The organism is Buttiauxella warmboldiae, assembly GCF_003818135.1.
GTDB lineage: Bacteria > Pseudomonadota > Gammaproteobacteria > Enterobacterales > Enterobacteriaceae > Buttiauxella > Buttiauxella warmboldiae.
In genome coordinates this window covers 1-18,637 of record NZ_RPOH01000100.1, presented here as the reverse complement: position 1 = coordinate 18,637, position 18,637 = coordinate 1, and the positions used below count along the sequence as shown (strand labels likewise).

At 52.4% G+C, this 18,637-nt stretch carries 20 protein-coding genes; 11 read left to right on the top strand and 9 right to left on the bottom strand.

Annotated features, from left to right (window positions below; translation table 11 throughout):
- Positions 1 to 146: 146 nt before the first annotated feature.
- Positions 147 to 1,265: a cell division protein ZapE gene (gene zapE, locus EHN07_RS19305; protein ID WP_124025628.1), complete on the bottom strand. Its 1,119-nt coding sequence runs from the start codon at positions 1,263 to 1,265 to the stop codon at positions 147 to 149.
- 180 nt (positions 1,266 to 1,445) lie between these two features.
- Between zapE and zapG the strand changes: the two genes are divergently transcribed.
- The 4 genes from zapG (at position 1,446) to paeA (ending at position 6,197) form a co-directional block, all read left to right on the top strand.
- The gene (zapG, locus tag EHN07_RS19300; protein WP_124025627.1) at positions 1,446 to 1,847 is read left to right on the top strand and encodes a Z-ring associated protein ZapG; all 402 of its coding nucleotides are present in this window, start codon (positions 1,446 to 1,448) and stop codon (positions 1,845 to 1,847) included.
- Positions 1,848 to 2,030: 183 nt separating this feature from the next.
- Positions 2,031 to 3,401, top strand: a complete 1,371-nt coding sequence (gene degQ / locus EHN07_RS19295) for a serine endoprotease DegQ (RefSeq protein WP_124025626.1) — start codon at positions 2,031 to 2,033, stop codon at positions 3,399 to 3,401.
- 86 nt (positions 3,402 to 3,487) lie between these two features.
- On the top strand, positions 3,488 to 4,555 hold the full coding sequence (degS, locus tag EHN07_RS19290) for an outer membrane-stress sensor serine endopeptidase DegS (protein ID WP_124025625.1): 1,068 nt from the start codon (positions 3,488 to 3,490) through the stop codon (positions 4,553 to 4,555).
- Positions 4,556 to 4,859: 304 nt separating this feature from the next.
- A complete protein-coding gene (paeA, locus tag EHN07_RS19285; protein ID WP_124025624.1) occupies positions 4,860 to 6,197 on the top strand; it encodes a polyamine export protein PaeA in 1,338 nt (445 codons plus the stop codon).
- A gap of 62 nt (positions 6,198 to 6,259) precedes the next feature.
- Here the strand turns inward: paeA and EHN07_RS19280 are convergent, their stop codons facing one another.
- Complete coding sequence (locus tag EHN07_RS19280; protein WP_064515746.1) at positions 6,260 to 6,466, bottom strand: DUF1107 domain-containing protein; 207 nt, start codon at positions 6,464 to 6,466, stop codon at positions 6,260 to 6,262.
- Between the two features lie 338 nt (positions 6,467 to 6,804).
- Here EHN07_RS19280 and EHN07_RS19275 point away from each other — a divergent pair, with 338 nt between their 5' ends.
- Positions 6,805 to 7,362: a YtfJ family protein gene (locus EHN07_RS19275; RefSeq protein WP_124025623.1), complete on the top strand. Its 558-nt coding sequence runs from the start codon at positions 6,805 to 6,807 to the stop codon at positions 7,360 to 7,362.
- Here EHN07_RS19275 and cysQ read toward each other — a convergent pair.
- Positions 7,352 to 8,092 (bottom strand): 3'(2'),5'-bisphosphate nucleotidase CysQ, encoded by a 741-nt coding sequence (cysQ, locus tag EHN07_RS19270; RefSeq protein ID WP_124025622.1) that lies wholly within the window; start codon positions 8,090 to 8,092, stop codon positions 7,352 to 7,354. The two genes, EHN07_RS19275 and cysQ, sit on opposite strands and share 11 nt — an antisense overlap.
- A 187-nt stretch (positions 8,093 to 8,279) precedes the next feature.
- Between cysQ and EHN07_RS19265 the strand changes: the two genes are divergently transcribed.
- The 4 genes from EHN07_RS19265 (at position 8,280) to ytfE (ending at position 12,914) form a co-directional block, all read left to right on the top strand.
- On the top strand, positions 8,280 to 10,211 hold the full coding sequence (locus EHN07_RS19265) for a bifunctional 2',3'-cyclic-nucleotide 2'-phosphodiesterase/3'-nucleotidase (RefSeq protein WP_124025621.1): 1,932 nt from the start codon (positions 8,280 to 8,282) through the stop codon (positions 10,209 to 10,211).
- A gap of 79 nt (positions 10,212 to 10,290) precedes the next feature.
- Positions 10,291 to 11,115, top strand: a complete 825-nt coding sequence (locus tag EHN07_RS19260) for an AraC family transcriptional regulator (RefSeq protein WP_124025620.1) — start codon at positions 10,291 to 10,293, stop codon at positions 11,113 to 11,115.
- Positions 11,116 to 11,192: 77 nt separating this feature from the next.
- Positions 11,193 to 12,167 (top strand): DMT family transporter, encoded by a 975-nt coding sequence (locus EHN07_RS19255; protein WP_124025659.1) that lies wholly within the window; start codon positions 11,193 to 11,195, stop codon positions 12,165 to 12,167.
- A gap of 84 nt (positions 12,168 to 12,251) precedes the next feature.
- Positions 12,252 to 12,914, top strand: a complete 663-nt coding sequence (gene ytfE, locus EHN07_RS19250) for an iron-sulfur cluster repair protein YtfE (RefSeq protein WP_124025619.1) — start codon at positions 12,252 to 12,254, stop codon at positions 12,912 to 12,914.
- A 42-nt stretch (positions 12,915 to 12,956) separates the two neighbouring features.
- On the opposite strand, the gene cycA is transcribed toward ytfE, so the two are convergent.
- Complete coding sequence (gene cycA, locus EHN07_RS19245) at positions 12,957 to 14,369, bottom strand: D-serine/D-alanine/glycine transporter (RefSeq protein ID WP_124025618.1); 1,413 nt, start codon at positions 14,367 to 14,369, stop codon at positions 12,957 to 12,959.
- A 295-nt stretch (positions 14,370 to 14,664) separates the two neighbouring features.
- The gene (gene bamJ, locus EHN07_RS19240) at positions 14,665 to 15,285 is read right to left on the bottom strand and encodes a BamJ family beta-barrel-assembly machinery protein (RefSeq protein ID WP_124025617.1); all 621 of its coding nucleotides are present in this window, start codon (positions 15,283 to 15,285) and stop codon (positions 14,665 to 14,667) included.
- 237 nt (positions 15,286 to 15,522) lie between these two features.
- Here bamJ and EHN07_RS19235 point away from each other — a divergent pair, with 237 nt between their 5' ends.
- A complete protein-coding gene (locus EHN07_RS19235; protein WP_124025658.1) occupies positions 15,523 to 16,128 on the top strand; it encodes an OapA family protein in 606 nt (201 codons plus the stop codon).
- Positions 16,129 to 16,199: 71 nt separating this feature from the next.
- Here the strand turns inward: EHN07_RS19235 and rplI are convergent, their stop codons facing one another.
- Genes rplI through rpsF form a run of 4 tightly spaced genes read right to left on the bottom strand, consistent with a single transcriptional unit; the run spans position 16,200 to position 17,645 of the window.
- Entirely contained in the window at positions 16,200 to 16,652 is a 453-nt protein-coding gene (gene rplI, locus EHN07_RS19230; protein WP_120066420.1) for a 50S ribosomal protein L9, read from the bottom strand.
- A 41-nt stretch (positions 16,653 to 16,693) separates the two neighbouring features.
- On the bottom strand, positions 16,694 to 16,921 hold the full coding sequence (rpsR, locus tag EHN07_RS19225) for a 30S ribosomal protein S18 (protein WP_000135199.1): 228 nt from the start codon (positions 16,919 to 16,921) through the stop codon (positions 16,694 to 16,696).
- A 4-nt stretch (positions 16,922 to 16,925) separates the two neighbouring features.
- Positions 16,926 to 17,243: a primosomal replication protein N gene (priB, locus tag EHN07_RS19220; RefSeq protein ID WP_124025616.1), complete on the bottom strand. Its 318-nt coding sequence runs from the start codon at positions 17,241 to 17,243 to the stop codon at positions 16,926 to 16,928.
- A gap of 6 nt (positions 17,244 to 17,249) precedes the next feature.
- Complete coding sequence (gene rpsF, locus EHN07_RS19215) at positions 17,250 to 17,645, bottom strand: 30S ribosomal protein S6 (RefSeq protein WP_124025615.1); 396 nt, start codon at positions 17,643 to 17,645, stop codon at positions 17,250 to 17,252.
- Between the two features lie 360 nt (positions 17,646 to 18,005).
- Here rpsF and EHN07_RS19210 point away from each other — a divergent pair, with 360 nt between their 5' ends.
- A complete protein-coding gene (locus tag EHN07_RS19210) occupies positions 18,006 to 18,281 on the top strand; it encodes a YdgH/BhsA/McbA family protein (RefSeq protein ID WP_124025657.1) in 276 nt (91 codons plus the stop codon).
- Positions 18,282 to 18,637 lie beyond the last annotated feature (356 nt).

Sequence of the window (18,637 nt, the reverse complement as noted above, 5' to 3'; positions counted from 1 at the left end):
TAGCCAATGCCAGCACGACCAAGTTTTGGGAAAAAAACTTTGGTTGTAACGTGGGGTCGCAAGATTATAGGGAAGTCGCCCCTAAAGGTCGAACCTTTTTGTCGTTTTTGTCTCACTTTATGGTCACTCTGCATTCAAACTACGGTTCACGGCATATGCGACAAGCGTAAATACTCTTCACTTTGCATTTCCTGCAGACGCGACAGACAGCGCTGGAATTCAAAGCGCAATCTTTCCCCCTGGTAAATCCCGAACAGCGGTACCCGCGCTGAAACCACCAATTTGACGTGACGTTCGTAAAACTCGTCCACCAACGCAATGAACCGCCGCGCTTCATTTTCGTTATGCGTGTTCATCACGGGCACATTAAATAGCATCACTGTATGGAAGAGACGTGAGAGCGCGATGTAGTCATGCTGACTGCGGGCGTCAACGCACAAGGTATTGAAATCTACCGCCAGTGTCTGATTCGCCAACCCTAGCGTAGCTAATGGGCGGTGGTTGATTTCGAGCACCGGTTCCCCTTCCCTCGCCGTACCTGCTAACGCGGCATAGAGTTTTTCCATCTGCTGCGCGGTTTCGTCGTTCAACGGGGAAAGCCAGAGGTGAGCCTGAGTCAGCGTTCGCAGCCGATAATCAATACCGGCATCGACATTCATCACTTCACAGTGACGCTTTATTGCCTCAATGGCAGGAACAAACCGTGGCCTCTGCAAGCCGTTTCGATACAGCTCATCAGGCGGAATATTGGATGTCGCCACCAGCGTGATTCCACGCGCAAACAAGGCTTGCATCAGCGTGCCAAGCAGCATGGCATCTGTAATGTCAGAGACAAAGAATTCATCGAAGCATAGAACGTCTGTTTCTGCTTTAAAGCGGTCAGCAATCACTTCCAGGGGATCGGTTTGCCCCTGCAGCGCCGCCAACTCTTCATGAACGCGCAGCATAAAACGGTGAAAATGCAGCCGTAGCTTGCGCTCGCCAGGCAGACTCTGAAAAAACATGTCCATCAGCCAGGTTTTCCCACGCCCGACTCCACCCCACATATATAGCCCGCGAACAGGCTGCTGGCTGGCTAGCTGTTCGCGCTTGCCAAAGAGTTTGCCAAAGATGCCACGGCCTGCCGCCTCCGCAGGTGTCCGGCTGGTTAACGCCTGCCAGATAGCGTCTAGCCTGAGTACCGCTTCACGCTGGACATCATCGGGTTGATAGCTGCCCTCACTCAGGGCCTGGTGGTAGCGCGATGCAGGGGAGAGATTTTGCATGGTATTATGGTATTCCCTTAAAAATCGGATTGCCGTTTACTTAATGCTCAAACAATGACGGTGGACGAAAAAAAGGCCGTTCTACCCTAAGCGATGCTGCGTCAGGATTCCACTTCTCTTAGGTTAACGGTTATAGTGGCTACATTACCCTACGGAAACACCAGACAACGGGAGAAGTTCATGACCTGGGAATATGCGCTAATTGGGCTAGTTGTTGGCATCATTGTTGGTGCAGTCGCCATGCGTTTCGGCAACCGCAAGCTGCGTCAGCAGCAGGCGATGCAGTATGCGATTGAGAAAAACAAAGCGGAACTTGAAGAGTATCGTGAAGAGTTAGTCAGCCATTTTGCGCGTAGTGCCGAATTGCTCGATAACATGGCTCATGATTACCGCCAGCTTTATCAACACATGGCAAAAAGCTCCAGCAGCCTGTTGCCTGAAATGTCAGCCGAAGCGAACCCATTCCGTAATCGCCTGGCTGAATCAGAAGCCAGCAACGATCAGGCACCGGTGCAAATGCCGCGTGACTACTCCGATGGCGCATCCGGTTTGCTGCGCACCGAGCGCGCAAAACGCGATTAATCACCATTCTGGATTTTTTTGCGGGGGTACCGTTTTGGTCCCCCGTTATCGCTCACGCACGGCTATCATTGACTAATATCTCTTCACTCTATACCAACATTGTTACCCGGCTGATATTTCAATAATATCGGAGTGTTATCGGGTTTTCCTTTTTCAGGTTCAGGTCACGAGAGCAAGCCATCAATGAAGAAACAAACACTGTTGTTGAGTGCATTAGCGATAAGTGTCGGACTGACGTTCGGTGTGGCGTCGCAGGTGAATGCAGCATTGCCAGCGCAGGTTCCAGGCCAGACGGCAATCCCAAGCCTCGCGCCAATGCTGGAAAAAGTCTTGCCTGCGGTGGTTAGTGTCCAGGTTGAAGGAACCGCGGCCGCCCCAGGCCAGAAAATCCCTGAAGAGTTTAAAAAATTCTTTGGCGACAACATGCCGCCATCGGAAGCGCAGCCGTTCGAAGGCCTGGGCTCAGGCGTGATCATTAATGCCGCGAAGGGCTATGTGCTGACCAATAACCACGTCATCAATCACGCCGAAAAAATTAGCGTGCTGCTCAATGACGGGCGTGAATTTGATGCCAAATTGATCGGCGGCGACGACCAAAGCGATATCGCCCTGATTCAACTCCAGAATGCGACAGGTTTGACACAAATCGCCGTTGCCGACTCCGATAAGCTGCGCGTCGGTGATTTTGCCGTTGCCGTCGGCAATCCATTCGGGCTTGGGCAAACAGCAACCTCAGGCATTGTTTCGGCGTTAGGCCGCAGCGGCCTGAACCTGGAAGGGCTGGAAAACTTTATCCAGACCGACGCCTCCATTAACCGTGGTAACTCCGGTGGCGCATTGCTGAACCTTAATGGCGAACTGATTGGTATTAATACCGCGATCCTCGCCCCCGGCGGTGGCAGCGTCGGTATTGGTTTTGCTATCCCGAGTAATATGGCACAGACCCTCGCCGGGCAGCTGATGCAGTTTGGCGAGATCAAACGGGGTTTGCTTGGTATTAAAGGCACCGAGATGAGTGCTGATATTGCGAAAGCATTCAACCTGACCACGCAGCGTGGCGCCTTCGTCAGCGAAGTATTACCGCAATCGGGCTCGGCAAAAGCGGGCGTAAAAGCAGGTGATGTGATTACCAGCCTGAACGGTAAAACCATCAGCAGCTTTGCGGAACTGCGCGCAAAAATTGCTACTACTGAACCAGGAACCGTAGTGAAGCTTGGCTTGCTGCGCGAGGGAAAACCGCTGGAAGTGAGCGTGACGCTGGATAAGAGCAGCGCATCATCTGCGAACGCCGAGCTCATTATGCCCGCCTTACAAGGGGCGACGTTAAGCGATGGTCAGCTAAAAGACGGCACTAAGGGCGTTAAGCTCGATAGCGTTGAGAAAGGCACGCCAGCCGCGCAAGCCGGTCTGCACAAAGACGATTTCATCATTGGCGTAAACCGCGAACGGGTTTCAAGCATCGCAGAAATGCGTAAAGTGCTGGAAGCCAAACCAGACGTTATTGCTCTGCATGTGGCTCGTGGTGAAGAAAGTCTCTATCTCTTAGTGCGCTAATCTGCTCGGTAATCGGACATCTGTGTACGATGTCCGATTAACTCATGCTATTCTGCTTCCGGCTTATTATTAACTAATACAAATCCATGTTTGTGAAGATATTACGCTCGGCGGTGATTGGCCTGATTGTGGCTGGCATATTGTTGGTATCCCTGCCATCGCTGCGCCAGAAAATCATCCCCTTAGCGCCCTCGAAGTTTGACAGTGCCGATGAAACTCCGCTGAGCTACAACACCGCGGTGCGACGCGCTGCACCCGCAGTAGTGAACGTTTATAACCGTAGCGTCGGCAACAACGCACAAAACCAGTTAGAAATTAAAACTCTCGGCTCTGGCGTCATCATGGATGAACGCGGCTACATCATTACCAACAAGCACGTCATTAACAATGCCGAGCAGATTATCGTTGCCCTGCAGGATGGCCGGGTGTTTGAAGCACTGCTGGTTGGCTCCGATAGCCTGACTGATTTAGCGGTGCTGAAAATTAACGCCACTAATCTCCCTGTTATCCCGATCAACAATAAGCGCGTGCCGCATATTGGTGATGTGGTGATGGCGATAGGTAACCCGTATAACCTCGGGCAAACCATTACTCAGGGAATTATTAGTGCCACGGGCCGTATCGGCCTTAGCCCTTCCGGCCGCCAGTCGTTCCTGCAAACGGACGCATCCATTAACCACGGCAACTCCGGTGGCGCGCTGGTTAACTCGCTCGGCGAGCTTATGGGCATCAATACATTATCGTTTGATAAAAGTAACGACGGCGAAACGCCAGAAGGTATCGGTTTTGCGATCCCGACGCAGCTTTCGACCAAAATCATGGACAAGCTTATTCGCGATGGGCGCGTTATTCGTGGCTACATTGGAATTGGCGGCCGTGAGATAACGCCGCTCCACGGCCCGGCGACCGGTATCGATCCGATCCAGGGGATTATCGTTAATGAAGTGTCTCCTGACGGCCCGGCGGCAAAAGCAGGTCTTCTGGTTAACGACGTGATTATTTCGGTCAACCACAAACCGGCGATTTCAGCCTTAGGAACCATGGACCAGGTGGCGGAAATTCGCCCAGGCTCGGTCATTCCTGTTGAAGTGATGCGCGATGATAAGAAGTTGACGCTACAGGTAACCATTCAGGAATATCCTGCAACTAACTGAGGGCTGTGCAACACAGCTGAATAAGCATCCCCGGTATCGCTGGCGGATGCTTATTCTCCCCTCCAGCTCAGCTTAAAATCAGCTCGCGCAACGCCACTGCTGTTGATAAATAGTCCATTTTCCAACCGCAGCTTTTCAGCTACCGTGAGCAGATCTCAACCAGCCTCTGGTAGCCTCATGTCCCCTTACGCTATACTACCCGTTGAAATTGCTGGTCTATCGACTCCGGACCCGCAGTCAAAACGTATTAACCCTTAGATTTTCAACTACCCTTCCGAGGCTCTGGCTCTAAGCCGGATAAACTATGTTAAACAGTATTTTATTAATACTTCTTCTTATCTCCGTCAGTGCGTTTTTCTCAATCTCTGAGATTTCGCTGGCTGCATCCCGCAAAATCAAGCTTAAGCTGCTGGCTGATGAGGGGAACGTTAACGCGCAACGCGTACTGAAAATGCAGGAAAGCCCGGGGATGTTCTTTACCGTGGTGCAGATTGGCCTGAACGCGGTGGCCATTCTCGGCGGTATCGTCGGTGATGCGGCGTTTTCCCCGGCGTTTAAGGCATTTCTGCAACGTTTCTTCGCGCCAGAAATGGCGGACCAGCTGAGCTTTATTATTTCGTTTACCCTGGTTACCAGCCTGTTCATTCTGTTTGCAGACCTGACCCCGAAACGCATCGGTATGATTTCGCCTGAATCAGTTGCTTTGCGAATCATCAACCCGATGCGCTTCTGTCTGTATATCTTCCGCCCGCTGGTGTGGTTCTTTAACGGCCTGGCGAACGTCATTTTCCGCATTTTCAAGCTGCCGATGGTACGTAAAGACGACATCACTTCCGATGATGTGTATGCCGTGTTTGAAGCCGGGGCGCTGGCCGGAGTCTTACGAAAGCAGGAGCATGAGCTGATTGAAAACGTGTTTGAGCTGGAATCGCGTACCGTGCCGTCGTCAATGACTTCGCGCGAGAACATCATCTGGTTCGATTTGCACGAAGACGAGCAAAGCCTGAAAAACAAAATCGCCGAGCATCCGCACTCTAAGTTTCTGGTGTGTAATGGCGATATCGACCACATCGTGGGCTATGTAGATTCCAAAGAGTTGCTAAACCGCGTGCTGGGCAACCAGAGCATGGCGCTTAACAGCGGCGTACACCTGCGTAACACCTTGATTGTTCCCGATACCCTGACGCTCTCTGAAGCGCTGGAAAGCTTTAAAACCGCGGGGGAAGACTTTGCGGTGATCATGAACGAATATGCTTTGGTGGTGGGTATCATCACGCTGAATGATGTGATGACCACGCTGATGGGCGACCTGGTCGGCCAGGGCATGGAAGAGCAAATTGTGGCACGTGATGAAAACTCCTGGCTGGTGGAGGGCGGCACGCCGATTGACGACGTAATGCGCGTGCTGGATATCGATGAGTTCCCGCAGTCCGGAAACTACGAAACCATCGGCGGCTTTATGATGTTTATGCTGCGAAAAATCCCAAAACGTACCGATTCAGTGAAGTTCTCCGGGTATAAGTTCGAAGTGGTGGATATCGATAACTATCGAATTGACCAGCTGCTGGTGACGCGTATCGACAATAAGCCGACTCCGCTGACGCCTAAGCTGCCAGATGCCGAAGAGCACAATGCGACGTAATGCTCCAATTCCAGAAACACTAACGGCACCCTCGGGTGCCGTTTTTGGTACTGCTTATGGCTTCATGCCATGTCCGCCTGCATACGCAAAACCTGGCGGTTGACTTCAGACATCACGGATAGATGCTGCTTATCTTTCACTTTTGGAATAAGGATCTTGCCCTTATCGAACTCAAAAGCGCCAACGTCCTTGATGTACAAGCGTCCACGGAACAGGATTTTCACGTACTTCGCCACCTGTAGCGGGTTGTACCGTTGGAAAATTTTCATTCTTCTTCTCTCCTGCGGTGTTAACGCCCCTGCGGTTCCACATTTGGCCCGACAAAACGAGGCGAAAAATTTGGTGCCTGGAAACTATAGTCCATATACAAACCGACACCTAGTTTGCACGATTTTATTTACCGTATGATTACAATTTCTCAGAATATTCTTTGCAATTGTAAATAAAAATTAGTTTAAGCCTTCAAAAAACAGGGATATGTGCGCTCACCCGCAAACTGGCATTGTGGTTGCGGGACAGAAAGCCATGCAGCACATATGCTTAAAACGTCATCACAAGTGGTCCGATCACCTGCGTTTTTAAATCAATAAAAAGATGAGGAGTTAATATGTCCCTTCGTTCTACCCTCGCGCTGACCTTGTTGCTGTTGCCCCTTGTGGCATCGGCCCATAACTTTGAGAAAAATCAGCGGGTCTCCCCTGTTGGGATTACGGACAGAGGCGAGCTGATGCTCGACAAGGGTAAGTTTAGCTATAAAAACTGGAATAGTGCGCAGCTGACGGGAAAAGTGCGGGTACTGCAGCATATTGCCGGACGCACCAGTGCGAAGGAGAAAAACGCCGGGCTGATTGAGGCGATTAAGGCCGCAAAACTGCCCCATGACCGTTACCAGACCACCACCCTCGTCAATACTGATGATGCGATTGTCGGCACCGGCATGTTTGTGCGCAGCAGCCTTGAAAGCAATAAAACCCAGTATCCATGGTCGCAGTTTATTGTCGACAGCAACGGTGTTGCGCAGCAGGCCTGGCAGCTGGAGAGCGGCAGTTCCGCAATTGTGGTACTGGATAAGCAAGGACGCGTGCAGTTTGCCAAAGATGGTGCGTTGACGCGGGAAGAAGTGCAGCAGGTCATGAGCCTGCTGCGCGAACTGCTTAGTAAATAGAAACCCGGAAGCCCGGATTTAAGAATGATTCACGCGGGGTGTAGTCCAGTGGCTTACCCTGCCAGTCATGAACGTGCGCGCCGGCAGCGGCAGCAACCGCGTGCCCTGCTGCGGTATCCCAGATATTGGTTGGCCCAAAACGCGGGTAAAGCTGCGCCTGCCCTTCTGCCACCAGGCAAAATTTAAGCGACGAACCGATAGACGTGGTCTGGTGTTCACCCAGCTGGTGCAGATACTCTTTGAGCTCGTCATCGCTATGAGAACGGCTGATCACCACCAGCGGTGGGCGAGCATCGCGCACCTGGATCTGATTACGCACGCCATTTTCTTCTTTCCAGGCTTTGCCTTCTGCCGCACTGTACATTACCTTCAGCACCGGCGCGTACACCACGCCCAACACCGCTTTACCCTTTTCAATAAACGCGATATTGACGGTGAATTCGCCGTTTCGTTTCAGAAACTCTTTGGTGCCATCGAGCGGGTCCACCAGCCAGTAACGATCCCAGCTTTGGCGCGTTTCCCAGCTCTGGGGATCTTCTTCTGAAAGTACCGGTATTTCCGGCGTCAGGGCTTGTAGCCCTTGCAGAATAATGGTGTGCGCGGCGATATCTGCCGCAGTCACCGGTGAGTCATCGAGTTTTTGCATCGCTTCCAGCGGTTTTTCGCCCTGGTAAACCTCCATAATGGCGGCTCCCGCCTCCCGGGCCAGCTGGCAAATTTTATCTAACATTCTGCACCTCATGTTGTGTCGCGCAAATAACCTGTTGTTTTACTTATATCCCATCACGCCGGGTTGCGCTATCTGTGAACCGATTCCGGTTTACCCGCCCCTTTTTCTGGCACACTTCACAAATCTGTAAGCAACAACGTTTATATACATAGACTTGTGTGGACTACCTCGAAAAAGGACCTTAATCATGATCAAGTTTAGCGCAACGATCCTTGCCACGCTGATTGCAGCCAGCGTTAATGCGGCAACCGTTGATCTGCGTATCCTGGAAACCAGCGATCTGCACAGCAACATGATGGATTTCGATTACTACAAAGACACGCCAACCGAGAAGTTCGGCCTGGTGCGTACGGCAAGTTTAATCAATGCCGCACGTGGTGAAACCGTCAACAGCGTGCTGGTTGATAACGGCGATCTGATTCAGGGCAGCCCGCTTGGTGATTACATGGCGGCAAAAGGTCTGAAAAAAGGCGATATTCACCCGGTTTATAAAGCGTTGAATACGCTGGATTATGCGGTGGGAAACCTTGGTAACCACGAGTTTAACTACGGTCTTGATTATCTGCATATGGCGCTGTCGGGGGCAAAATTCCCGTATGTGAACGCCAATATTATCGATGCCCAAACCAACAGGCCGCTGTTCACGCCATATGTGATTCAAGACACTGCGGTAAAAGATAAAGACGGCAAAGAGCAGGTGCTGCGCATCGGTTACATCGGTTTTGTACCGCCACAAATTATGACGTGGGATAAAACCAATCTGGAAGGCAAAGTGACGGTAAAAGATATCACCGAAACCGCCCGCCATTACGTACCAGAGATGCGTAAACAGGGCGCGGATTTAGTGGTGGTTATCGCCCACTCCGGCCTTTCCAGCGACCCGTATCATGCGCTGGCGGAAAACTCGGTTTACTACCTCAGCGAAGTTCCGGGCGTTGATACCATTCTGTTCGGCCACGCTCACGCGGTGTTTCCCGGCAAGGACTTCGCCAATATCAAAGGGGTCGACCTGGAAAAAGGCACGCTGAACGGCATTCCTGCGGTGATGCCGGGCATGTGGGGCGACCATCTTGGCGTGGTTGATTTAGTGCTCAATAACGACAGCGGCGCGTGGAAAGTGGTTAGCAGCAAGGCGCAAGCGCGCCCGATTTACGACAGCGTGGCGAAGAAACCGCTGGTGTCGGAAGATGCCAGGCTGGTCGAGGTGCTCAAGCATGACCATGACGCGACGCGCGAGTTCGTCAGCAAACCTATCGGCAAATCTTCCGATAATATGTACAGCTATCTGGCGCTGGTGCAGGACGATCCGACCGTACAGGTGGTGAATAATGCGCAAACCGCCTACGTTGAAAAATACATTCAGGGCGACCCGGATCTGGCTAATCTGCCGGTACTGTCTGCTGCTGCACCGTTTAAGGTCGGCGGGCGTAAAAACGATCCGGCCAGTTTTGTCGAAGTGGAAAAGGGCCAGCTCACCTTCCGTAACGCCGCCGACCTGTATCTCTATCCAAATACGCTGGTGGTGGTGAAAGCCTCCGGGAAGGAGGTCAAAGAGTGGCTGGAATGTTCTGCCGGGCAGTTTAATCAGATTGATGTGAACAGCAGCAAACCACAGGCGCTAATCAACTGGGACGGTTTCCGCACCTACAACTTTGACGTTATCGACGGGGTGGATTACCAGATTGACGTGTCGCAACCGGCGCGCTATGACGGCGAATGCCAGATGGTGAATCCGAAAACCGAGCGTATTAAAGGGCTAACGTTCAAAAGCAAGCCAATTGACCCGAACGCGACGTTCCTGGTAGCCACCAATAATTACCGCGCTTACGGCGGCAAGTTTGCCGGAACGGGCGATAGCCATATCGCTTTCGCCTCGCCGGATGAAAACCGCTCGGTGCTGGCGAACTGGATCACCGCAAGCAAAGAAATTCACCCGGCAGCGGATAACAACTGGCGCCTGGCGCCGATTCACAGCAATCAGCCATTAGATATCCGCTTTGAAACCTCACCGGGCGACAAAGCAGCAGCCTTTATCAAAGAAAAAGGTCAGTATCCGATGAAGAATGTGGGAACGGATGAGATCGGCTTTGCTTTATATCAGCTGGATTTAAGTCAGTAGTCACTCAGGCGAGATAATTGTTAACTTCCCGTTAAACCAGGACGCCCCTATACTTGTGGGTGTCCTGACGGAGGTTAATGTGCAAGGCGTTCCTGAGCAGTTCAACGATGAAAAAGACCACGCCCAATTCCGGCATTTGCCGCAGCTGCCCGGGGTTGAGCTTTATCACGCCCATATTTCTCGTTACGCCTTTGAGCCGCACACGCACGAAGCTTTTGGTATTGGAACGGTGACCCAGGGCGCGGAGCGCTTTCGCTATCGCGGCGTCCAGCATCTGGCCGCGCGGGACTCGCTAGTCCTGATGAATCCTGACGAACTACACACCGGCGAAGCCGCAACGGAAGGCGGCTGGCAGTACCGCATGATTTACCTCGAACCCGATCTTCTTACCAGCGTAACCGGTTCGCGCAGCTGGTCGTTTAGCGACGTCGTGCAATACGATCCGCAGCGGGCCGCGCATATTTCGCAATTGATCAACACGCTGTGGCGCGAGAGTGATTCGCTGGCGCAGCAAGGTTTGTTGCTGAATCTTATCGACACCTTCCGGCCATACGCTCAGCATCAAGCTAGCGGGGCGCAAGACCCGGCGCATCGCTTCGAGCAGATTCGGGACTACCTGCACGATAGCTATATGCACGCGGTAACGCTTGATGAACTGGCCGCCGTGGCGTCACTTAGCCCGTATCATTTTCAACGTATGTTTAAAGCGCACTACCACGTGACACCCCACCAGATGCTGATGGCCATCCGTCTGTGGCACGCCAAGCGGCTCCTGACGAAAGGCATGCCTGCCGTAGATGTGGCGGCAGCCTGCGGATTAACCGATCAGGCACATTTGACGCGCGCCTTTTCACAACGCTATGGCATTACGCCCGTGCGTTACCAGAAGCAGGTCTCCCGGTAACGAGACAGCAAGCTGGTACAATATTTTTCGCCTCCCCGCATCTACACTCGCCCCAAAGCAATAAATGGATCATGAAGATGTTAACTGGTGTGATGTACGCCCTGCTCGCAGGGCTAATGTGGGGGCTGATTTTTGTCGGCCCGCTGATTGTCCCTGATTACCCTGCTGCGATGCAGTCAACCGGGCGCTACCTGGCGCTGGGCTTTATCGCTATTCCTTTAGCCTGGTTCGGGCGCCAGCGTTTACGGCAGCTAAAGCGGGAGGACTGGTTTACCGCGCTTAAACTCTCGACCGTGGGCAATCTCATTTATTACGTCTGCCTCGCCAGCGCCATTCAGCGCATCGGTGCGCCAATTTCTACCATGATTATCGGCACGCTTCCGGTAGTCATTCCGGTATTCGCCAACCTGCTTTACAGCAAACGTGATGGCAAACTGCCGTGGCACCGGCTGGCTCCTGCGCTGGTGATTATCGCGTTGGGTCTGGCGATGGTGAATACCGCCGAACTGCGCACCGGACAGCTTGATTTCAGCTGGTGGCGCTACCTCAGCGGCATTGGCCTGGCATTTATCTCGGTAGCCTGCTGGGCGTGGTATGCGCTGCGTAACGCTTGCTGGCTGCGCGAAAATCCGGATAAAAACCCGTTGATGTGGGCGACAGCGCAAGGGCTTGCGATCCTGCCCTTTTCGCTGCTCGGGTATATTGCCGTTTGCCTGTGGATGTCGCAGACCAATAGTGATTTTACCCTGCCCTTCGGCCCGCGCCCGGCAGTGTTCTTGACGCTGATGCTCGCCATTGCGTTGTTCTGCTCCTGGCTTGGCGCGTTGTGCTGGAATATCGCCAGCCAGCGTTTGCCAACGGTGATTGTCGGTCCGCTGATTGTCTTTGAAACGCTGGCGGGGCTGGCTTACACCTTTATGCTGCGCCACAGCTGGCCGCCGCTTTTGACGTTACTCGGGATTATTTGCCTGGCCGCAGGCGTGGTGATGGCGGTGCTGACCAGGCCGCAGAAAACAACGCTCGCTACAACGGTGGTCACCACGGATAAATAGTGCGTTACCTCGAAATAGTCATAGCGCTGGCTTAAAGATGCATTTAATATACATCTTATATTATCGACAACGAGGTAACTGCTCATGGCCTTCCGCGATCAACCTTTAGGTGAACTGGCTTTAACTATCCCACGCGCTTCTGCGCTGTTCCGCAAACTGGATCTCGATTTCTGCTGCGGTGGTAAACAGACGCTTGAGCGTGCCGCAACGCGCAAAGAGCTGGATCTGGATGCGATTGAAGCCGAACTTGCAAAACTTGCTGAAGAACCGGTTGAGAAAGAGTGGCGCACGGCACCGCTGGCTGAAATCATCGACCATATTATCGTGCGTTATCACGACCGCCACCGCGAACAATTACCGGAGCTGATTCTTCAGGCGACCAAAGTTGAGCGCGTGCATGCCGATAAGCCCAACGTGCCGAAGGGGCTGGCGAAGTATCTCACCATGCTGCATCAGGAACTGGGCAGCCACATGATGAAAGAAGAGCAGATCCTGTTCCCGATGATCAAACAGGGCATGGGGACTCAGGCCAACGGCCCGATTAGCGTGATGGAAAGCGAGCATGATGACGCAGGCGAGCTGCTGGAAGTGATCAAGCACACCACTAACAATGTCACGCCGCCGCCGGAAGCCTGCACCACGTGGAAAGCAATGTATAACGGGATTAATGAGCTGATTGATGATTTGATGAATCATATCAGCCTTGAGAATAACGTGCTGTTTCCACGGGCTTTAGCGGGGGAATAGTTGAAATTAGCGCCTTCCCCACCATGGAGAAGGCGCTAAAAATTACTTACGCATTGTCGCGATGCGTTTCTTGCCGATAAACATCCAGCACACACCCAACAGCACAAACCACAATGGCGTCACGATCAGCGCCTGGCGGGTATCGGTTTCCAGCGTCAGCAGCACAATCACAAACACGAAGAATGCCATACACATCCAGCACATAAACTTGCCGAGCGGCATTTTATAGATGGATTTCTGATGCAGTTCCGGGCGCTGTTTGCGGTACACCAGGTACGAACACAGAATAATCGTCCAGACGAACATAAACAGAATCGCCGACACGGTGGTGATCATGGTGAAAGCGGCAATCACGTTTGGGTTAACGTACAGCATCACCACGCCGCCCAGCAGGCAGATACAAGAGAAAGTTAAACCCTTCGCCGGAACCGCGCGTTTAGAGAGTTTGGCGAACGCTTTCGGCGCCATGCCGTCTTGCGCCAGGCCGAATAACATACGGCTGGTTGAGAACACGCCGCTGTTTGCCGAAGAGGCCGCAGAAGTCAGCACCACAAAGTTGATAATACTTGCCGCGGCAGGCAGCCCCACCAGCACGAACAGCTCAACAAACGGGCTTTTATCCGCCACCACGGAACGCCACGGCGTAACCGACATAATCACAATCAGCGCAAATACGTAAAACATAATGATACGGATCGGAATCGAGTTGATGGCGCGTGGCAGCGACTTTTCCGGATCTTTGGTTTCAGCGGCGGTCGTCCCCACCAGCTCAATACCCACAAAGGCAAACACCGCTATCTGGAAGCCCGCGAAGAAACCACTGATGCCTTTCGGGAACCAGCCGCCGTCATTCCATAGGTTATTAATAGACGCTTCAACACCTGACGGAGAATGGAAATGGGTCAAAATCATCACCAGGCCAATGACAATCAGCGCGACAATGGCGACGATTTTAATCATCGCAAACCAGAACTCCATCTCACCGAACATTTTCACGGTAGCGAGATTAAGGCTCAGCAGCAGGACGACAACCGCGAGCGATGCCACCCAGTCGGATAGCCCCGGGAACCAGAACTGCGCGTAGGCCGTTATCGCCACCACGTCGGCCATGCCGGTAACAACCCAACAGAACCAGTAAGTCCAGCCGGTAAAATACCCCGCCCACGGGCCGAGTAAGTCGGCTGCGAAATCGCTAAAGGATTTGTATTCGAGATTTGAAAGCAGCAGTTCCCCCATCGCGCGCATCACGAAGAACAGCATAAAGCCGATTATCATATAGACGAAAATAATGGAGGGGCCTGCGAGGCTAATCGTTTTACCGGAGCCCATAAACAGGCCGGTGCCGATGGCCCCGCCAATGGCGATAAGCTGGATGTGGCGGTTGGTTAAATTACGCCGTAGCGACTGTTCAGACGGAGCCTCAGCCGCATCTGCAACCTTGATCTGATCTACCATGTTGTCTTTTTCCTGTACCTGTCGGTGATATTCAGGCTCTACCGGCCTTTATTAAAAGGGTGAGGAGGTGATGTTGTTGTTCCGGGGAACACCATGATAGTAGGGAAGAATCGGCGGGTTGAATACTAAGAATGAATTTTTTGTTAACTTAATGTTTGTTTCGAGTACAAAATCACGGGTAAATAGTGACACCCTTCACATAAACACCGCTAAAGAAAGCGTAAACCGGATAAAGTGGCGTTGATTTTGTTAACAGCCAAATAAAAACCCCGCCGCAGCGGGGCCGTTGTCACGCTTACAGAATTTCCAGCAGCTCAACTTCAAAAACCAGCGTGCTGTACGGAGGAATGGACGCACCCGCGCCGCGTTCGCCGTAAGCCAGGTTTTGAGGAATAGTCAGTTCCCACTTCGAACCAACCGGCATCAGAGTCAGTGCTTCAATCCAGCCCGCGATAACGCCGCTTACCGGGAATTCAGCAGGCTCGCCACGCTGTACGGAGCTGTCGAACACGGTGCCGTCGATCAGTTTGCCGGTGTAGTGCACGCGAACATGATCTTTACGCGCAGGAATAGGGCCTGTGCCCTGAGTCAGAACGCGGAATTGCAGACCAGATTCGGTGCTGTTCACGCCGTCTTTCTTCAGGTTTTCTTCGAGGAATTTCACGCCTTCAACCGCCATTTCTTTCTGGCGCTCCTGGCGAACGGCGTCGGCACGCTCGTGGACTTCACGCAGCGCGCGATGGACCACGTCAACCGGAACGGCCGGGGCATTCCCTTCCAGCGCATCACGCAGGCCCGCTACCAGCGCTTCTGGCAGCAAACCCTGCAGACCAGATTCACTCAGCTGTTGACCTACCTGTAAACCAATACCGTAACTTGCTTGCGCTTCGACGCTGTCAAAAGAAGGGGTCGTCATGGGGTTTCCTTTAATGTATTTAAAAGCAAGCCCGCAGCATAACAGCGTCAACCTGACGGGTAAAATGTAAAAACGGCAAAGGTGACAAATGCAGATGAAACAGGAACAATGGTTTAAATGAACGTGAAATTGCGGCTGAGGGTCACGGAAAGTGGGATTGTTCAACGCATCAAACAGTTAGCGTTCTATAATGGAGTGGATAAATGTACAGAGCACTTTGCCTGGAAATAAGGAGTGATACCGATGCGATTCGCTATTAAACCCTGGCTTGCGCGGATTTGGTATGCACCCGATAATTTCCGCCTGATGGACCCACTTCCAGCGCTGCATCGACGGGGGATTATTCTCTCAGCGCTGGTGATAGCGCTTGGTTTCCTGTGGCCTGCCGCCGACGAGCCAACTCGTCCAGTGACGCGCGATGCGCAGCTTTCCATTGAATCCCCATCCCCGATGCATGCCGAACTGGTCAGCCCGCAGGCGAATACCGAGCCCGCCACTCCTGTCGAGCCGTCCCGCATTGAAGAGCAGCCACAGGCCGAAGCACCGGCGCCTGTACCACACGCCAATAATGATATTGACCAGCAATGGCGTTCGTATCGTGTCGAATCGGGCCAAACGATGGCACAGCTATTCCGCGACCATAATTTGCCGCCCGCAGATGTCTATTCAATGGCACAGGTGGAGGGCAGCGATAAGCCGCTGAGTACGTTGCAAACCGGGCAGATGGTGCAGATTCGCCAGAATGCGAATGGTGTAGTCACGGGGCTGACGATTGATATTGGTGACGAGCGGCAGGTGCTGTTTACCCGCCAGCTGGACGGTAGCTTTATTCGGGCACGTTAATTGATTTTAGCGATTCAGAAATGCAAAACGCCGGCACTAGGCCGGCGTTTTAACGTAAGCTTCAGCGTAAATTACGCTTCAGCAACCACGTTTACAGTCAGTTTAGCGAAGACTTCGCTGTGAACCTGGAAGTCCACTTCGTGCTCACCAGCGGTACGCAGAACGCCGTTCGGTAAACGAACTTCGCTCTTAGCCACTTCAACGCCAGCTGCAGTTACAGCGTCAGCGATGTCGCGGGTACCGATGGAACCGAACAGTTTACCTTCGTCGCCAGCTTTAGACGCGATAGTAACAGTTTCGAGTGCGTTGATCTTCGCAGCGCGAGCTTCAGCAGCAGCCAGAACGTCAGCTAATTTAGCTTCCAGTTCTGCACGGCGTGCTTCGAAGAATTCAACGTTTTTCTTGGTAGCAGGAACAGCTTTGCCCTGTGGTACCAGGAAGTTACGAGCATAACCCGCTTTAACGTTAACCTGATCACCCAGGCTACCCAGGTTTGCTACTTTATCAAGCAGAATAACTTGCATTACCTTATCCTCTCAAAGTCGTATTAATGGACCGTGACCGATTACTGATGACGATCAGTGTACGGCAGCAGGGACAGGTAGCGAGCGCGTTTGATAGCGCGAGCCAGCTGACGCTGATATTTTGCACGGGTACCGGTGATACGGCTTGGGACAATCTTACCGCTTTCGGTGATGTAGTTTTTCAGCGTTGCGATATCTTTATAATCGATCTCTTGAACGCCTTCCGCGGTGAAACGGCAGAACTTGCGACGACGGAAATAACGTGCCATTTGGCTAGTCTCCAGAATCTATCAATTCAATCTGCTCGGCATGCAATACCACTTTATTCAGACCATTTTTTGCCTGATGGCAACTAATGAAACCTTGAACTGTGAGTATCGTGCCGACCGTTATACTTTGAGTAATGGCTGAGTGTGCGTGCCCGCTAATAATCACTGGCATACGGCACCACGCCTGCCGATCTAAACCGGCTTCCTGCTGCACAGAACGGTGCTCAAGCACAAACTGGCAGTGAGGAATTCCTGACGGGCTGACCTTGCGAAGCGGCGTCTTGCACACTGTGCCAGACAACACCAGGCGGTTGGCCGTCATGAAAAATTACTCTTCAGAATCCCCAGCATCTGCATCATCAGCAGTTTCGCTAGCGAAGTCATCGCGGCGATCGCGACGTTCGTCTTTCGCTTTAACCATCGGAGATGCTTCGGTTACAGCGTGCTTAGTACGCATAACCATGCTACGGATAACGGCGTCGTTGAAGCGGAAGTTAGTTTCCAGCTCATCGATCACTTCCTGCGGAGCTTCAACGTTCAGCAGAACGTAGTGTGCTTTGTGCAGTTTGTTGATCGGGTAAGCCAGCTGACGGCGGCCCCAGTCTTCCAGACGGTGGATCGTACCTGCTGCTGCAGTGATTGCACCAGTGTAACGTTCGATCATACCCGGAACCTGTTCGCTCTGGTCAGGATGGACCATAAAAACGATTTCGTAATGACGCATCGAATTGCTCCTTACGGATTATTCAGCCTCCTGTCAGGGTCAGCCGCGGCCCATGGAAGCAAGGAACGTGTTTATAAAGGCGGCTGAAAAATTGACGCGTAATCATACAAGCGCAGCCCAACAAACTCAAGGCTATCTGGAAATTAATTCTTTTGCCGCAAGGCGAACGTTCAGCGCCAGGCTAACTCGGTGAAATTTATAGCGTTGGCCTGAATCGCTTAATTTTTTTGCGCAACACCAGCAGAAATGGTCGCGTTTTGTTCACGACTAAGCGATTACACTTATTGTCACAGGCCGCCACTATTTTATTAACGGGAGCGACGACCGCAGCGAACACATTAAGTTGTAGTGGAGCGGATGATGAAAACTATCATATTAGCCTTTGTCGCTATGCTGTTGTCTGGCACGCATGCGGCAGCCGCGATCAAAATCGACCAGCATCAGGCCAGAAATATGGATGAGGTGATGAGTTTGGGCGTGATTTACATCAATCATAATTTTGCCACTGAACAAGAAGCCGAGGAGGCGATCAATGACGATGCGGAGCGGCACGCCGCCAGATACTACCGCTCAATACTGATGAGAGAACCCGGTAGCAACGGCAATATGCATGTCAGCGCCGAGCTCTACCGGTAAGCGAATGCAGCGAGGCATTGACATCGCGCGTTAACACCAGGAACACCATAACGACATAGAAAACCCCACCCTGTGAGCAATACGCCAGCACAGACTGATGACAAACCCATGACTTTGGTAAAACGAACATAGGCCATCAATAGAAAACAAGGAAAATCAATTTATTGATTTTCGGCCGATCGCCACAAAGAAGGAAAAACCACGTTTTTTCCTTCTTTGTCAGCAATCTCAGGGGGGTAAATGCCCCCTCAAGCCTGAATGCTTAGCCCGGCAATACGATATTGCTTTCTGCCAGCGATCCCATCTCATTGTGCATAGCGCACGCCGCATCCACTAAATGCATCGCCAGCGCCGCG

Excerpts from the sequence above, each read along its gene's own strand:
- rplI (WP_120066420.1), bottom strand. The coding sequence starts at position 16,652 with ATGCAAGTTATTCTGCTTGATAAAGTAGCAAACCTGGGTAGCCTGGGT.
- priB (WP_124025616.1), bottom strand. The coding sequence starts at position 17,243 with ATGACGGCCAACCGCCTGGTGTTGTCTGGCACAGTGTGCAAGACGCCG.
- zapE (WP_124025628.1), bottom strand. The coding sequence starts at position 1,265 with ATGCAAAATCTCTCCCCTGCATCGCGCTACCACCAGGCCCTGAGTGAG.
- paeA (WP_124025624.1), top strand. The coding sequence starts at position 4,860 with ATGTTAAACAGTATTTTATTAATACTTCTTCTTATCTCCGTCAGTGCG.
- rpsR (WP_000135199.1), bottom strand. The coding sequence starts at position 16,921 with ATGGCACGTTATTTCCGTCGTCGCAAGTTCTGCCGTTTCACCGCGGAA.
- cysQ (WP_124025622.1), bottom strand. The coding sequence starts at position 8,092 with ATGTTAGATAAAATTTGCCAGCTGGCCCGGGAGGCGGGAGCCGCCATT.
- ytfE (WP_124025619.1), top strand. The coding sequence starts at position 12,252 with ATGGCCTTCCGCGATCAACCTTTAGGTGAACTGGCTTTAACTATCCCA.
- rpsF (WP_124025615.1), bottom strand. The coding sequence starts at position 17,645 with ATGCGTCATTACGAAATCGTTTTTATGGTCCATCCTGACCAGAGCGAA.
- EHN07_RS19255 (WP_124025659.1), top strand. The coding sequence starts at position 11,193 with ATGTTAACTGGTGTGATGTACGCCCTGCTCGCAGGGCTAATGTGGGGG.
- degQ (WP_124025626.1), top strand. The coding sequence starts at position 2,031 with ATGAAGAAACAAACACTGTTGTTGAGTGCATTAGCGATAAGTGTCGGA.
- bamJ (WP_124025617.1), bottom strand. The coding sequence starts at position 15,285 with ATGACGACCCCTTCTTTTGACAGCGTCGAAGCGCAAGCAAGTTACGGT.
- EHN07_RS19280 (WP_064515746.1), bottom strand. The coding sequence starts at position 6,466 with ATGAAAATTTTCCAACGGTACAACCCGCTACAGGTGGCGAAGTACGTG.
- EHN07_RS19275 (WP_124025623.1), top strand. The coding sequence starts at position 6,805 with ATGTCCCTTCGTTCTACCCTCGCGCTGACCTTGTTGCTGTTGCCCCTT.
- EHN07_RS19265 (WP_124025621.1), top strand. The coding sequence starts at position 8,280 with ATGATCAAGTTTAGCGCAACGATCCTTGCCACGCTGATTGCAGCCAGC.
- cycA (WP_124025618.1), bottom strand. The coding sequence starts at position 14,369 with ATGGTAGATCAGATCAAGGTTGCAGATGCGGCTGAGGCTCCGTCTGAA.
- EHN07_RS19210 (WP_124025657.1), top strand. The coding sequence starts at position 18,006 with ATGAAAACTATCATATTAGCCTTTGTCGCTATGCTGTTGTCTGGCACG.
- degS (WP_124025625.1), top strand. The coding sequence starts at position 3,488 with ATGTTTGTGAAGATATTACGCTCGGCGGTGATTGGCCTGATTGTGGCT.
- zapG (WP_124025627.1), top strand. The coding sequence starts at position 1,446 with ATGACCTGGGAATATGCGCTAATTGGGCTAGTTGTTGGCATCATTGTT.